Below are 15,392 nucleotides of genomic sequence, written 5' to 3'. Positions count from 1 at the left end.
TAGAACGCATCGAGGGGGGTTGTGAGAGAGGCGTGACAGCTGACCGGCGTTGGGCGCTAGTCGAAGCAGTTGGGAAAAATCGCACGAAAGAGGGTGCCGAATGTTGGGGAGCAACAACGTCAAGGGCGTCTACACACCACATGTGCGCGCACACACTTGTTCACCGGATGCGCAGCACGTAAACGGTGCGGAAAAAATTTCTCCCAATGAAATCAATGTGTTACCGCGTTTTTCGATGTTGGAAATGCTGCGAAACGTTTCCGTCTGCCCTCAATTTGTAGGCGCGGCTTAGATGGTTTCCCGAGGAAGTCAGGGGGGGTGCCATTCCTCACAATCGCTTCGCTCACGTCCTTTGTCGAGGTTGTGTGACGCGTCCGACCTGGATCAGTCAGCGGCCGAGCAAGCGCAGAGGTTTACCGCCCCACACGCATTTCCCCCTTCGGAGAAGTCATGCATCAACGTTCCAAGATATCCCTGGCTGCCGTTCTGGCTCTGGGCAGCCTGGCAGGCCTGGTCCACGCGCAGGAAGCCGCACAACCGCAACAGATCGAACGGGTGGAAATCACCGGTTCGCGCATCCGCCAGATCGACATCGAGACCTCGCAGCCGGTCTTCAAGATGACGCAGGAGGAAATCCAGAAGAGCGGTCTGGTGACGGTCGGCGACATTCTGAATTCGATGTCTTCGGCAGGTTCGCCTGCCTTCTCCAAGGGTTCGGTGCTGACGTCCAACCGTGAGCAGGGCGGCCAATACATCAACCTGCGCAACCTGGGCGCGCAGCGTCTGCTGGTGCTGGTCAACGGCAAGCGCTGGAGTTCCACCGTTGCCGGTTACACCGACCTGTCGACCGTGCCGTCGGCCATGATCGACCGCATTGAAGTGCTGAAGGATGGCGCTTCGTCGACCTACGGCTCCGACGCGATTGCCGGCGTGGTCAACATCATCCTGAAGAAGTCGCTGGAAGGCGGCACGTTCAGCGCTTACGTCGGCGAGAACGACAAGGGTGACGGCCGTACCGAAGACTACAGCCTGAGCTACGGCGCCGGTAACGACAAGGCGTCGCTGATGTTCGGCTTCAGCTATTCCAAGCAAGAGCCGGTGTGGGCGAAGGATCGTGAGATCACGTCCTACAGTTTTGGACCCGGTCACAAGAACTCTGGCTATGGCGCCGCTCCCTGGGGGCGCATCTGCACGGTCGCGTCGACCGGCGGTTGCGGTGGCCTGTTGGGCAGCACCAATGGCTACATGCTCAATCACACCGGTGGCCCGCTGGGTGACGGCGTGGGGCAGCCTTCGAACCTGATCGGCAGCTACCACCCCTACGCTGGGGTGGACAACGACACCTTCAATTCGTCCAGCCAGATGATGTTCCAGTCGCCGACGGAACTGAAGACGCTGTTCACCAAGGGCTCGATCGAAGTGGCGCCGGACGTGCGCCTCAACTCGACCGCGATGTACGCCAAGCGCGATTCCGAGCGCCAGATCGCCGGCTACCCGGTCACCAGCACCACGCAGCTGAAGTACCCGGTCTACATTGACGCCAACAGCTACTACAACCCGGTTCCGGGCAGCCAGCTGTACTTCGCTCGCCGCACGATCGAAGTGCCGCGTGTGACCGCCAACGCCAACCGCACGCTGCACCTGGACGCAAACCTCGAAGGTGATGTGACCATCGCCGGCATGCCCTGGACGTGGAGCACTGGCGTCAACTACAGCAACGTCAGCGGCACGACGCTGAGCACCGGCAACCTCAACCTGCTGAACCTGAAGAAGGCCCTGGGCCCTTCGTTCATGAATGCGCAGGGTGTGGTTCAGTGCGGTACCGCCGCCGTGCCGATCCCTCTGAGCGAGTGCGTGCCGTTCGACATGATGGGCGGTCCTTCGGCCTCGACGCCGCAAGCGCTGGCCTATGTGATGTCCACCGGTCAAGGTACCTACGGCTCGACGGTGAAGAGCTTCACCGCCGATGCGTCGGGTGAAATCTTCAAGCTGCCGGCAGGCAATGTCGGCGTGGCGTTCGGCGTCGAGCGTCGCGAAGTCAATGGCTTCGATCGTCCGGGTCAGTTCGAGCAATCCGGCTATTCGACCGATCTGGCGGCCAACACCACCCAAGGTCAGTACAACGTCAAGGAAGCCTACGCCGAGCTGAACATCCCCATCCTGAAGGGCATGCCTCTGGCCGAAGCGCTCTCGCTCAACTTCGCGAGCCGCTATTCGGACTACAGCAGCTTTGGTGATACCACCAACAGCAAGGCCAGCTTCGTGTGGAAGCCGATCAAGGACCTGCTGACCCGTGGTACCTATGCTCAGGGCTTCCGTGCCCCGACGCTGGGTGACACCTTCGGCGGCGGTTCGCAGTCCTACGACAGCTACCTTGACCCGTGCGATTCCTCGTTCGGTGCCGTGGCTGGCAACAATGCCACCGCCAAGGCGCAGTGCGCGGCCGCTGGCGTGTCGACCACCTTCCGTCAAAAGAACCAAGCGGGCAACAACGTGCCTTCCGGTGGCGCGCAAACGCCTTACCCGTTCAACTCGGGTGTGGGCAACGGCACGCTGACGCCTGAGGAAGCGACCACCCGGACGCTGGGCCTGGTCTACAGCCCGTCCTATCTGTCGGGTCTGACCGCGTCGCTGGACTGGTACGAAGTCAAGGTCACCAACCGCATCGCAGCGGTGAGCGCGGCCTACGTGCTGAACCAGTGCTACGTGCAAGGCGTGCAGAGCTTCTGCAACAGCATCAAGCGTGACTCCACCGGTCAGATCACGTATCTGGAGCGTGGCAACCAGAACCTGGGCGAGCTGAAGACCTCCGGTTTCGACCTGGGCCTGAACTATCGCTTCCCGGCGACGCGCTTCGGTCAGTTCTCCTTCCGCAGCGAAACCAGCTACGTCGACAGCTTCAAGATCAAGAGCTCGCCGACGGCTGCCTGGGCCAACTACACCGGTGAATGGGCCTACAACCGCATCAAGTCGAACATGGCCGTGGACTGGCGTCTGGGCGCCTGGAGCGCGACCTGGTCGGCTCGCTACCTCAGCGGCATCCGCGATCGTTGCTGGAACAACGGCCAAGCCGCTGGCGCCACGCCGGTCGAGTGCAGCAACCCCACTGGCAGCACCGCCACCGTGGGTACCGGCCTGGGCTACAACCAGCTGGGCTCGATCATGTACCACGACGTGAGCGTTGGCTTCAAGACGCCTTGGAAGGGTCAGATCCTGGTGGGCGCGAACAACGTGTTCGACAAGCAGCCGCGTGTCACCTACCTGGCCAGCAGCACCTACGGCGGTACGTCGTCCGCAGCGTCCGTCGACCCGGACATGCCGATCGACCGCTTCATGTGGGTCCGCTACAACCAAGCGTTCTGATCAACCGGCTCCGCCCGGTTGCCTGATCCCCGAGGGCCTCGGCCCTTGGCGATCGGCCAGAACCCTGAACCGCCTGTCCGGCTTGCGCCGGCAGGCGGTTTTTCTTTTGGGGCAGCGGTGACGGTCCCGGCGGGCGAGGTCAGGGCGCCCAGCCTGCTGCAGGACTGAGCCGCAGCCGCCCTCGGAGCTGATCCCTGAACGATGAGAGGGCCCATGGGAAGCAGGCCGAGCCAGACGGGCGCGCCAAGCCGCAGGCACGCGGATCTGCGTTGACCGGCCGAACGCAGGTGGCGCGCAGGTGCATCTCACCGCGAGGTGATGCCGTGTGAAATCGTGGATCAGCGATGAGGCCGCGTCATTGCAACGCGGCGAGGCCCGACCGCGAGAGACGAGAGCCCGACAGCCAAAGGCCTGCCGGATCGCTGCTGCCCGGCGAGGTGCTCGAGAGAGGATGAAGAAGCGAGGAGAGGGGCCGCAGACCGCGTGCTTCGGTCTGCGCCAACGCTACTCGTCGAACAACTGCCCGGCCTGCTTCGGCGGCGCGACCCCCAGGTGCCGATAGGCGGCCAGGGTGGCAATGCGTCCGCGCGGCGTGCGCTGCAGGAAGCCTTGCTGGATGAGATAGGGCTCGATCACGTCTTCGATCGTGCCGGGCTCTTCACCGATGGCGGCGGCCACGTTGTCCAGGCCCACCGGGCCGCCGTCGAATCGGTGCACCACGGCTTCCAGCAACTTGCGGTCCATCAGATCGAAGCCTTGGGGATCCACATCCAGCATCGCCAGCGCCTTCTCGGCGATCTGGCGGGTGATGGTGCCGTCGCCCTTGACGTCGGCATAGTCGCGCACCCGGCGCAGCAGCCGGTTGGCGATCCGTGGCGTGCCTCGGGAACGGCGGGCCACCTCGATCGCGCCCTCGGGCTCGATCGGCGCGTTCAGCAGGGCGGCCGAACGTGTGACGATGCGCTGCAACTCGGGCGCGGTATAGAACTCGAGCCGGGCGACGATGCCGAAGCGGTCGCGCAGCGGATTGGTCAGCATGCCGGCCCGGGTGGTCGCGCCGACCAGGGTGAAGGGCTGCAGATCGAGCTTGATGGAGCGGGCGGCGGGGCCCTCGCCGATCATGATGTCGATCTGATAGTCCTCCAGCGCCGGATACAGGATTTCCTCGACCACGGGCGACAGCCGATGGATCTCGTCGATGAACAGCACATCGTTGCGTTCGAGGTTGGTCAGGATGGCGGCCAAGTCCTTGGGCTTCTCCAGCACCGGGCCGCTGGTTTGACGCAGGTTCACGCCCAGTTCGGCAGCCACGATGTGGCTGAGCGTGGTCTTGCCCAGGCCGGGCGGGCCGAACAGCAGGACGTGGTCCAGCGCCTCGCCGCGCTTGCGGGCGGCGCTGATGAAGATTTCCAGCTGCTCGCGGGCCTTGACCTGACCGACGTACTCGTCGAGCAACTTCGGACGCAGCGCGCGCTCGATCGCATCCTCGTTGGGGGAGGCGGGTTGAGCGCTGATCAGTCGCGCTTGCTGGGGCGCGGGCGTGAAGTCGTCGGTCTGGATGCTCATGGCGGGGGCGAATGTGCGGGGCGTGCGGGGCGGCGCATCCCGATCATGACAGGTGCTTCATCGCGAGCTTGATGCCTTCGCTCACGCCGACGTCCGCGGGCAGCGACTTCAGGGCTGCACCGGCTTCCTTGTCGCTGTAGCCGAGCGCGACCAGCGCTTGCAGGATATCGGCATGTGCGTCGTTGGCCACCGACACGGGCAGCGACAGATCCGGGCTGAGCTTGCCCTTGAGTTCGAGCAGCAGGCGTTCGGCGGTTTTCTTGCCGATGCCGGGCACCTTCACCAGGCGGCCGGCTTCTTGTTTGGAGATGGCCTGGGCCAGATCGCCAACCGACATGCCGGACAGCAGCGACAGTGCCATCTTCGGGCCTACGCCGCTGATCTTGATCAGCAGGCGGAAGGTGTGGCGTTCCTCGGGGGTGAGGAAGCCGAACAGCACATGGGCGTCCTCGCGGATGCTCAGGTGGGTCAACAGGGTGGCGCGTTCGCCCAGGCCCGGCAGATTGAAGAAGGTGCTCATCGGCACATCGACCTCATAGCCGACGCCTTGCACATCGATGAGAACCTGCGGGGGCGATTTTTCCGCGATGACGCCGGTGAGTCTGCCGATCATGGGAACGGATTATCGGGGCGCAGGCGACTCGTGGCGCTGCCCACCGCGCGCACCACGGAACGCGCCAGCGCAACAGGTCATGTCGACGGTGTGGCGCGGGCAGAAGGCGCGCATCGATCTACGCCTGGCGACACGGCAGTCGCGGACCGATGGGCAGCCCAAAGAACTGGCCTTCCAGGAGCGCACCGCGCGACACGTCAAGCGGAGCCCATGCCCCGGCTTCGCCGAGTCATCGGGCTCGCCCCCTGAGGGGGCCGCCGCAGGCGGTAGGGGGATGGAGACTTCAGGAGCGCCGAGCGCGACATATCAAGCGGAGCCCATGCCTCGGCTTCGCCGAGTCATCGGACTCGCCCCCTGAGGGGGCCGCCGCAGGCGGTAGGGGGGGATGGAGACGTCAGGAGCGCCGAGCGCGACATATCAAGCGGAGCCCATGCCTCGGCTTCGCCGAGTCATCGGGCTCGCCCCCTGAGGGGGCCGCCGCAGGCGGGAGGGGGATGGAGACTTCAGGAGCGCCGAGCGCGACATATCAAGCGGAGCCCATGCCTCGGCTTCGCCGAGTCATCGGGCTCGCCCCCTGAGGGGGCCGCCGCAGGCGGTAGGGGGGGAGCCTAATTCCTCCCAAAGAGACCGAGCCGCTGCGCCTCGAGGGCGGCTTCGGCGCGCGAGCTCACGTTGAGCTTGCGGTAGATCTGCTTCACATAGTCCGCGATGGTGTGGCGCGACAGGCCCAGCTGCACGCCGATCTCCGGCAGCGTGAAGCCCTTGGCCACGCGCAGCAGCACTTCGGTCTCGCGGTCGGTCAGCGACACCTCATGCAGCACCGCCGCGGCCTGCGGCCGGCGCTGCGAGGTGAAATAGGCGATCACCTTGCGTGCGATCGACGGCGACAGCGGCGGTTCTCCCTGACTGATGCGCTGCAACTGCTCCACCAGCAGCTCCCGCGACTGCTCTTTCAGCAGATAACCGAAGGCACCGGCTTGCAGCGCGGGGAAGAGATGTTCGTCGTCGTCGTGGATGGTGACGATCACCGATTGCACTTCGGGCTGCTTCTCCCGCAGCGCGCTGATGACTTCCACCCCGGAGCCGTCGGGCAGGCCCAGGTCGAGCAGGGCCAGGGTGAAGCGCTGGCTGTTGACCTGCTGCAGCGCATCCTGAACCCGCGAGCACTCGGTGACCACCGCATTGGTGAACACCTGTTTGATCAGGACTTTCAGCCAGGCGCGGATTTCGGGAATGTCTTCAAGCAGCAGGATATGGTTCATACGAGGAATTCTTGCGCAAATGGAGGGCCAACGGCGGGTCTTCGCGCCCTACGCAACAGTACGGCTTAATCGCTCGACTGCCTATCCCGATCAACACAGGGAGGACCTGCAGGATGGGCATTGGGTCACGCCGCAGCGGGATTGCCTTAGCGGTGGGGTGACGGTTTTGGCGATCGGGTGTGACAGAGGGTGGGCATCGCAAGTTGGCCGCCGCCGCAGCAAGAGGCGGTCGCGGCCCTCGGTGACCGCGGCGGGAGCGATCACAAGGGGATCGTCAGCCGGATCACCGTGCCCCATCCGGGGCCGGATTCCACCAGGCATTGGCCATGCATCTGCTTGGCCCGGGACTTCATGCTGGCCATGCCGTGTCCCTTGTCCAGGCGACCTTCCAGCTCCAGCGGAATGCCCTGGCCGTTGTCCTGGATGACGACCGAGAAATAGCCGTCCTGCGCCGAGCAGGCCACCACGCAGTGCGTGGCGCCTGAGTGTTTGATGATGTTGCTCACCGCTTCCCGCAGGATGCGGGTGGTCTGGACGTAGGCGCGTGCCGGGAAGGTGTGTTCGATGTCCTCGGCGGGCGATTTCCATTCCGCCAGGATGTTGGCCTGCGCCAGGCGAGACACCACCTCGGCCCGCCAATCGCCCAGCGCGTCCAGCAGTTGCACCGGCTTGCCAGTGAGGCCCCGCACCGAGAGGCGCATTTCCTCCAGCGCCTCCCGCGCCAGGGTCGAGATGCGGTCCGATTCGCTGGTGTGGACGATGGTGAGCAGCTTGGCGCCCAGGTCGTCATGCAGGTCGGCGGCGATGCGCTTGCGCTCGCGTTCGGTCACCTGCTCCAGCTTGGCTTCGGCCACTTGATCGAAGTGGCGCTCCAGTTCGGCGATGCGCTCCTGCAGCCGCAGCTCGCCCTGCAGGACCTGCAACTCCGCATGGGTCAGCGCGCGGGCGAACGCCCGCACCCGCTGAAGGCCCAGCCCGATCAGCGTCAGCGGAGCCAGCATCTGGGCCAGCCCGCTCTGCGGCCAGACGCAGGCGGCGACCACCGCCAGCGCGCCCAGACCCATCAGGCCGCAACTGACCATGAATTCCGCGCGGGGATAGCGCTCCTCCAGCGTGGGCAGGAACATGTCCTGCCACAGGTGCCAGATATGCCAAGCCATCGCCCCCAGCAATTGCGCGCTGAGCCACCACAGCGCGGCCGTGGCCACCAGCGGTGCGGGCACCGGGAGCAGCAAGGCGAATGGCAGCACCACCGCCTGCACCAGCAGCAGCCGGTGCAGCCGGCGGTCACGGCGACGCAGTCGCCGCATCAGATAGTGGGCCGCACTCCACAACAACCAGGGCGCCAGTGTCAGGGCGAAGGCGACGGGCGCGCCGGTGGCCGGCGCCACGCCCGCCAGCAGCACCCAGCCGGGCATCAGCGCAATCAGCCAACCCAGATGCCGCTGGGCGCGCCGCTGCCAGATCAGCAGGCTCAGCGCGACCGCCAGCAGCAGCAGCATCGCGTGCAGGCCGAAGGCCACGGTGCCGATCAGCTCCGGCCAACCCGATGCGAGCAGCGCGCCGGCGGCGGTGGGCGGCAGGGCGGAGCCCGGGCCCATGGCCACGGTCTGCGCCAGCGCGGCGCTGGGCAAGCCGATCGATCCTCCGAGCAACGCCAGAGCCACGCCAATGACGTGGGGCTGGCGGTCGTGAATCGAGTCCCTCGGGCCGCGGTGCGGCTGTTGTTGTTCTGCGGTCCGGTGCATGAGGCCGATTGTGCAGGTCGGCAAGCGCCGCGACGTGTCCGCGCGCGACAATAGCGCCCTCAACCCCCCTGAATACGGAGCCTGTGCCGTCTTGAACCTGCGCCACGCTTTCACCCCCGCCGACAACCGGCGCCTGGCCCATCTGTGCGGCACGCTGGACGAGCATCTGCGCCAGATCGAGGCCGCGCTGCATGTCCGCATTGCCCATCGTGGCGAGCACTTCCAGCTGGAGGGCGACAAGCCCGCCGCGCAGCGGGCGCTGTCCCTGCTGACCCTGCTCTATGCCCGCGCCGACCGCCCCATCCCGGCCGAAAGCCTTCGGCTGGCGATCGTCGAGGCCGCCGGCGATGTCGCCGCGCCCCAGGCGGCGGCGCAGGAAGGCGGCGGCAGCGAGCTCGTGCTGCGCACCCGCCGCGCCGACCTGGCCGCGCGCACGCCCAACCAGCATCAGTACCTCCGGCAGATCCTGTCGCACGACATCAGTTTCGGACTCGGCCCGGCCGGCACCGGCAAGACCTTCCTCGCGGTGGCCTGCGCGGTGGACGCGCTGGAGCGGTCCTCGGTGCAGCGCATCATCCTGACCCGCCCCGCGGTCGAGGCGGGCGAGCGATTGGGCTTCCTGCCGGGCGACCTGGCGCAGAAGGTCGACCCTTATCTGCGGCCGCTGTATGACGCGCTCTACGACCTGATGGGTTTCGACCGCGTCACCAAGGCCTTCGACAAGGGTCAGCTCGAGATCGCGCCATTGGCCTTCATGCGAGGCCGCACGCTGAATCACGCCTTTGTCATCCTGGATGAAGCGCAGAACACCACGCCGGAACAGATGAAGATGTTCCTCACACGCATCGGCTTCGGCAGCAAGTGCGTGGTGACCGGCGACACCAGCCAGATCGACCTGCCCCGCGGGATGATGAGCGGCCTGGTGGATGCGCAGCGGGTGCTCGACGGTGTCGACGGCATTGCGATGACCCGCTTCACCCGGGCCGACGTGGTACGCCATCCGCTGGTCGCGCGGATCGTTCAGGCGTACGAGGAACGGCAGGCTCGGCAGGAGGTGGATGAGGCAAGGGCACATGCACGCGCCGCTGCGGGCGAGTCGGAGGTCGCGGCCCTTCGAGTGGTGGAGGCGGTCCCCTCGAAGGTGGGTCAGCCGACCGAAGCCGCCCCGCCTGCGCCCTCGTCGGCAGGGCGCAGCACGTCAGGGAAAGGTTCCGAGCGCGCGACCAGTCTCCAAGGATCGGGCTCGGGCCGCCAAGCTCCACGCGCCAGGTCCGTGGACGGCGCATCCGTGGCGGAGCGCCCGGTGGCGGCTGTCGCGGCCGCCAAGAAGTCTGGAGCGGCACGGACGTCGAGCAGATCGAGCGCTTCGAGCGCTTCGGGCGTGTCGGTGACTGCAGCCAAGGCGAGGAGGGTCACCGCCGCCGAACCTGCCAAGTCCGTCAGGTCCGCCAGCCGGGCAAACCGCGGCTCGGCTGCCGCGGCCAAGACGTCGACGAAGGGGACCGCAGCTTCGCGATCCTCCGCGTCGGCTCAAGCCAGCAAGGCCAGCAATACAGGCAAGGCCAGCAATACAGGCAAGGCCGGCAAGGTCGAAAAGGTCGGAAAGGTGGCCGCCGAGGTGCCGGCGACTGGCCATGCGTCAGGCCAAGCCGTGGCCAAGGCCGCCGCGAAACGATCGAGCCCATCCGTCAGCCCGGCCGCTGCGCGAAAGCGCGCCGCCGCAAGCGCCACCGCGACGCCGCCATCCGGAAACCAGAAGACAGTGGGCCAGACTACGGCGAAACAGCGGACCTCAGGTCAGAAGACAGCTTCGGTCTCTTCAACGGCCGTCCGCTCGGGCCAACGGCCCCGCCAATCGGCGGTCGGGGCGCCTGCCCGTCGCAGCAAACCTACCGCCAAGGGAGCGGCTTGATGAGCCAGCCCGATCTCACGCTTTCATTGCAATTTGCCGACCCCCGTCACAAGGCCCTGCTGCCACGCCACAAGGTGATCCGCTGGATGCGTGCCGCGCTGGAGCGGCCTGGCGAGATCACGGTGCGCATCGTGGATGCCGAGGAAGGCCGCAGCCTCAACCACGACTTCCGCCAGAAGGACTATGCGACCAACGTCCTGACCTTCGACTACAGCCATGAGCCGGTGGTCGCGGCGGACCTGGTGATCTGTGCCGAAGTGGTCGAGCGTGAGGCCCGCGAGATGGGCCTGGACCTGGTCGCTCACTACGCCCACATGCTGATCCATGGCACCTTGCATGCGCAGGGCTATGACCATGAAGAGGACGACGAAGCCGCCGCCATGGAAGCACGCGAAAGCGAGATCATGCGCGACCTCGGTTTCGGCGATCCGTATCTGCGCCACTGACGGCGCGCCCGCTCGCCGAGCTCCCGTTTCTGGGCGAGCCGCCCAGCTACTGATGCGTGCTCAGGTAGCGCTTGCGCCAGAAGAAGCCGCCCAGGCCCAGCGCAATCATCACCATCAGGGCGACGGCGATCCAGAAGCCGGTATCCCGATGAATCAGCGGCAGGGTGTCGAAGTTCATGCCGAAGATCCCGGTGATCAGGTTCAGCGGCAGGAAGATCGCGGTGAGCACGGTGAGCGTGCGCATGATGTTGTTGGCGCGCTCGCCGGTCAGCGAGAAGTGCATCTGCACCACGCTCTCCGCCGAGGACTCCAGCCGCCGCACATGGGTCAGCACCCGTTCGATGTGTTCCAGCACATCGCGTGAGCGCACCCGCAGGAGTTCGCGCTCGCGCTCGGCATGCTCATCGCCGATCGGCCATTCGCCCAGGGCGTCGATCCATTCCTGCACGGCGCTGCGCTGATCCTCGCAGGTGTCCTCCAGCTTGGACAGCGCATCCCGGGCCACCAGCACCACCGCCCAGTCGCGGAACTGGCTGTGCCGGTCCAGCAGCAGTTGCTGCAGCGTGGTCAGCTGGCGGGTGAGTAGCCGGCGCAGGTCCAGGTAGCTGTCCACCATGTGATTCACCATGCGCAGCATCAGCTCCGCTGGGCTGGTGGGCAGCCGGGCGCTGCCGCGCAGGTCGCGGCCTTCCTGCTGCGCGCCGAGCTTGGTCGCGAAATAGTCGCGCAGGGTGCATTCGCCCGGATGGACGGTGATCAGCACCCGATCGAACACCGCAAAGCCCACCGGGCTGGTGTCGATCGCCTTGAGTGCGCGATCCACCACCGCCGCGGTGCGCGGCTCATCGTCGCCCGGCGTGGTGCCGGGCAGCGCGGCCAGGCGCCGGAACACCATCAGGTCGTACAGGCTGGTGTAGTCGAAGTGCGACGGCAACTGCTGGTTCATCAGGTCCGACACATGCAGGTCGAGCAACTGGGCACCGGTCCAGCGCAGCAGCCGCTGCTGCACGGTGCCCAGGTGCAGCTCGAACTCGCGGCGCGGCAGGCCGATCCAGAGAAAGCCGTCCGCCGGCATCGATTCCGGCAACTCGGAGAGCTCCTGGTAGCGGCTCTCGCTCAGATGAAAGATGCGCATGGGCCGGCCTGCGATCAGGCGTCCTTGAGCAGGCGCGCAGCCTCGAGCGCGAAGTAGGTCAGGATGCCGTCGGCCCCGGCGCGCTTGAAGGCGAGCAGCGATTCCAGCATCACCGCGTCATGGTCGAGCCAGCCATTGGCGGCGGCGGCCTTGACCATCGCATATTCGCCGCTGACCTGGTAGGCGAAGGTGGGCACGCGGAATTCATCTTTCACGCGGCGCACGATGTCCAGGTAGGGCAGGCCGGGCTTGACCATGACCATGTCCGCGCCCTCGGCCAGGTCCAGGCCGACTTCGCGCAGCGCTTCGTCGCTGTTGCCCGGATCCATCTGGTAGGTCTTCTTGTCCGCCTTGCCGAGGTTGCTGCGCGAACCGACGGCGTCGCGGAACGGGCCGTAGAAGGCGCTGGCGTACTTGGCGCTGTAGGCCATGATGCGGGTGTGGATGTGCGCGCCTTCTTCCAGCGCCTGACGGATCGCGCCGATGCGGCCGTCCATCATGTCGCTCGGCGCGACGATGTCCACGCCCGCGCCGGCCTGCACCAGCGCCTGCTGGCGCAGCAGTTCGACGGTGCGGTCGTTCAGGATGTAGCCGGCCTCGTCCAGCACGCCGTCCTGGCCGTGGCTGGTGTAGGGATCGAGCGCGACATCGGTCAGCACGCCCAGTTCGGGCACCTGTTCCTTCAAGGCCCGGACGACGCGCGGCACCAGGCCGTTCGGATTGGTCGCCTCGATGCCGTCAGGGGTTTTCAGTGACGCATCGATCACCGGAAACAGCGCGATCACCGGAATGCCCAATGCGACACATTCCTTGGCCACCGGGATCAGCCGGTCCAGGCTCAGCCGGGACACGCCAGGCATGGAGGCCACCGGCTCGACGCGGTTCTCGCCCTCATGCACGAAGACCGGGAGGATCAGGTCGTTGGCATGCAGGCGATGCTCGCGGACCAGGGCGCGGGTGAAGGCGTCACGGCGCAGGCGGCGGGGACGGCTGGCGGGGAAGGGGGCGGGCAACTGCATGGTTCTTCACGTATTCCGAGAAATGCCACCGAATTAAGGGGGGCTCTGCGGCAAATGAGCTGTGGATCGAAATTCGGCAGATCTGTTAAAGTCGCTCCTGAATGATAGCCGCTCGGTTGTCATTCCCTGCTTTTCCTCCCTGAGCAGGAGCCTTAACGTGATGACAGCGATAAGGCTTTCCAACCCCGGCTGTGAAGCCGGGGTTTTTTTTCGCCGCGTCGATAATGCACGAATGCTCTGGATCAAAGCGTTTCACATCATCTTCGTGTCGGCGTGGTTCGCCGGTTTGTTCTATCTGCCGCGGATCTTCGTGAACCTGGCCATGGTGCCGGCAGACAGCCATGCGGAACGTGAGCGCCTGTTGCTCATGGGGCATCGGCTCTACCGCTTCAGCACCGGCCTGATGCTGATTGCACTCGTGTTCGGCCTGACGCTGTGGCTGCATTACGGCATCGGTCGCGGCACGGGCAATGGGTGGATGCATGCCAAGCTGGCGCTGGTGGTGGCCGCGATCGGCTATCACCATGTGTGCCGCGCCACCCTGCGCCGCTTCGAGGTGATGGCCAACCGCCGCAGCCACCGCTGGTTCCGGGTGTTCAACGAGGTCTCGGTGCTGCTGTTCGCAGCCATCGTGATCCTGGTCGTGGTCAAACCGTTCTGATCTGACGATGGAGCGGCGCAGTTCCGCCACCTGGCTGGCCCTGTGCTACGGCCTGCTGGTGGTCTATGCCAGCCTGTATCCCTTCTGGCCCTGGCGCGTGCCGCCCAGCCTGCCGTGGCCCGGCATGGTGGGGCTGCCGTGGCCGCGCTACTGGGGACGGTTTGACCTCTGGGCCAATGCGCTGGGCTACTGGCCGCTCGGCTTGCTGGCGTTCGCAGCGGTCATCCGCAGCGGGGGCCGGACCGCCGGCGCGCTGCTGCTGTCGATGGTGGGCCTGCCGCTGCTGTCGTTCTCCATGGAGACGCTGCAGTACTTCCTGCCCGGCCGGGTGCCCTCGCTGGCTGACTTCCTGCTCAACAGCGCCGGTGCCTGGATCGGGGCACTCTGCGCCTGGGGCCTGCATCGTTTCGGCGGCCTGGCCCGCTGGACCGGCTGGCGCGAGCGCTGGTTCGTGCCTCACAGCGCGGGCGCGCTGGCCTTGCTGGCGCTGTGGCCGATCGGCTTGCTGTATCCCGCGCCGGTGCCGCTCGGCCTGGGCCAGTTGCTGCCGCGATTGCGTGAGCTCGCCGGCGCGATGCTCGAGAACACACCCTGGCAGATGACCGCCGACGAGGTGCCGCTCGATCTCCCGTTGCCGCCCGGCCTGGAGGCCATCGCCATTGCGATGGGCGTGCTGGCGCCGTGCCTGCTGGCGCTGTCCGTCGCGCGGCCCGGCAAGCGCCGGCTGGCGCTGGTGGTGGGGGCGGCCGCGCTTGGCATGCTCGGCACCGCCTGGTCGACGCTGCTGAATTTCGGTCCCGATCATGTCTGGGCCTGGCTGACCCCCGCCACCGGACCCGGCCTTGGCGCGGGCGTGGCATTGGCCTTGATGGCGGCCTGGATGTCGCGACGCGCCAATGCGGCCTGGGGTCTGGTGGTGCTGACCGCGCTCATCGCGCTGGTGGCCGAAGCGCCGGCGGATCCTTATCTGTTGGAGAACCTGCAAGCCTGGGAGCAGGGGCGCTTCGTCAATCTCTATGGATTGGCCCAATGGATCGGCTGGCTCTGGCCCTTTGCCGCGTTGGCCTGGCTGCTGTACGGTGTGACCCAGAGCGATCGGCCCCGCCAGGTGTTTCACTCGGTGCAGGACGTTCTGCCTGAGGACCTGCCGGAGCGCCTCCCCAAGCCCCTGTCCGAGGGGATGCACGATGACCGAGGCACCCCGGCGGTCACCCCCGGTGACTTCCACCCAGGCATGCCGATCGCCGAGCGCGTCGAGCCGCGTGACAGATCGCACACGCCGACCGTCGGTGAAAACCCCGAACCTACAATCAAGCCATGAGCTATTACCAGCGCCACATCTTCTTCTGTCTGAACCAGCGGGAAGGGGAGAACGCCTGCGCGCAGCATGATGCGCAAGCCTCCTTCGATCACTGCAAGAAGCGCGTCAAGGCCGAAGGCCTGGCCGGCAAGGGCGGTGTCCGGGTGAACAAGGCGGGTTGCCTGGATCGCTGCGCGGGCGGGCCGGTGGCGGTGGTGTATCCGGACGCGGTCTGGTACAGCTTCGTCGACCAGAGCGACATCGACGAGATCGTCGAGCGGCACCTCAAGCACGGTGAAGTCGTGGATCGGCTGGTGCTGCCGGATGCGGTCGGCCGCTGAAGGAGCGGTGCTGCTGCTCTCCGCGG

The 15,392-nt window shown here is 66.3% G+C and carries 11 protein-coding genes and 1 pseudogene; 6 read left to right on the top strand and 6 right to left on the bottom strand.

All coding sequences use genetic code 11. The features are described 5' to 3' along the window. The first annotated feature begins 450 nt into the window (after positions 1–450). Positions 451–3,363, top strand: coding sequence for a TonB-dependent receptor plug domain-containing protein (locus tag N4261_RS23830; RefSeq protein ID WP_261757719.1), 2,913 nt, complete (start codon positions 451–453; stop codon positions 3,361–3,363). A gap of 504 nt (positions 3,364–3,867) precedes the next feature. Here N4261_RS23830 and ruvB read toward each other — a convergent pair. The 4 genes from ruvB to N4261_RS23810 all read right to left on the bottom strand — a co-directional run bounded on the left by ruvB (position 3,868) and on the right by N4261_RS23810 (position 8,552). Continuing rightward, complete coding sequence (gene ruvB, locus N4261_RS23825; RefSeq protein WP_261757718.1) at positions 3,868–4,929, bottom strand: Holliday junction branch migration DNA helicase RuvB; 1,062 nt, start codon at positions 4,927–4,929, stop codon at positions 3,868–3,870. A gap of 43 nt (positions 4,930–4,972) precedes the next feature. Continuing rightward, a complete protein-coding gene (gene ruvA, locus N4261_RS23820) occupies positions 4,973–5,542 on the bottom strand; it encodes a Holliday junction branch migration protein RuvA (RefSeq protein WP_261757716.1) in 570 nt (189 codons plus the stop codon). Positions 5,543–6,150: 608 nt separating this feature from the next. Continuing rightward, positions 6,151–6,804, bottom strand: coding sequence for a response regulator (locus N4261_RS23815; RefSeq protein WP_261757715.1), 654 nt, complete (start codon positions 6,802–6,804; stop codon positions 6,151–6,153). A gap of 260 nt (positions 6,805–7,064) precedes the next feature. Next, positions 7,065–8,552: a sensor histidine kinase gene (locus N4261_RS23810; protein ID WP_261757714.1), complete on the bottom strand. Its 1,488-nt coding sequence runs from the start codon at positions 8,550–8,552 to the stop codon at positions 7,065–7,067. 91 nt (positions 8,553–8,643) lie between these two features. Between N4261_RS23810 and N4261_RS23805 the strand changes: the two are divergent. Continuing rightward, positions 8,644–9,606: pseudogene (locus N4261_RS23805) on the top strand (PhoH family protein); the annotation flags it as partial. Positions 9,607–10,463: 857 nt separating this feature from the next. Beyond that, on the top strand, positions 10,464–10,910 hold the full coding sequence (gene ybeY / locus N4261_RS23800) for an rRNA maturation RNase YbeY (RefSeq protein ID WP_261757713.1): 447 nt from the start codon (positions 10,464–10,466) through the stop codon (positions 10,908–10,910). Between the two features lie 46 nt (positions 10,911–10,956). On the opposite strand, the gene N4261_RS23795 is transcribed toward ybeY, so the two are convergent. Both N4261_RS23795 and hemB read right to left on the bottom strand, forming a co-directional pair. Next, the gene (locus N4261_RS23795) at positions 10,957–12,045 is read right to left on the bottom strand and encodes a magnesium transporter CorA family protein (RefSeq protein WP_261757711.1); all 1,089 of its coding nucleotides are present in this window, start codon (positions 12,043–12,045) and stop codon (positions 10,957–10,959) included. A gap of 14 nt (positions 12,046–12,059) precedes the next feature. Beyond that, positions 12,060–13,064 carry a porphobilinogen synthase gene (gene hemB, locus N4261_RS23790; protein WP_261757710.1) on the bottom strand — a complete coding sequence of 335 codons (1,005 nt, stop codon included), beginning with the start codon at positions 13,062–13,064 and terminating at the stop codon, positions 12,060–12,062. Between the two features lie 232 nt (positions 13,065–13,296). Between hemB and N4261_RS23785 the strand changes: the two genes are divergently transcribed. Genes N4261_RS23785 through N4261_RS23775 form a run of 3 tightly spaced genes read left to right on the top strand, consistent with a single transcriptional unit; the run spans position 13,297 to position 15,366 of the window. Next, positions 13,297–13,725, top strand: a complete 429-nt coding sequence (locus N4261_RS23785; RefSeq protein ID WP_261757709.1) for a CopD family protein — start codon at positions 13,297–13,299, stop codon at positions 13,723–13,725. A gap of 7 nt (positions 13,726–13,732) precedes the next feature. Further along, entirely contained in the window at positions 13,733–15,046 is a 1,314-nt protein-coding gene (locus tag N4261_RS23780) for a VanZ family protein (protein ID WP_261757708.1), read from the top strand. Continuing rightward, the gene (locus N4261_RS23775; RefSeq protein ID WP_261757707.1) at positions 15,043–15,366 is read left to right on the top strand and encodes a (2Fe-2S) ferredoxin domain-containing protein; all 324 of its coding nucleotides are present in this window, start codon (positions 15,043–15,045) and stop codon (positions 15,364–15,366) included. Before N4261_RS23780 ends, N4261_RS23775 begins: the two co-directional genes overlap by 4 nt. The last annotated feature ends 26 nt before the right edge of the window (positions 15,367–15,392 follow it).

The sequence above is a fragment of the Roseateles amylovorans genome (assembly GCF_025398155.2).
GTDB lineage: Bacteria > Pseudomonadota > Gammaproteobacteria > Burkholderiales > Burkholderiaceae_C > Roseateles > Roseateles amylovorans.
Note: the sequence above shows the minus strand (reverse complement) of the source record. Positions and strands in the feature narration are given on the sequence as shown.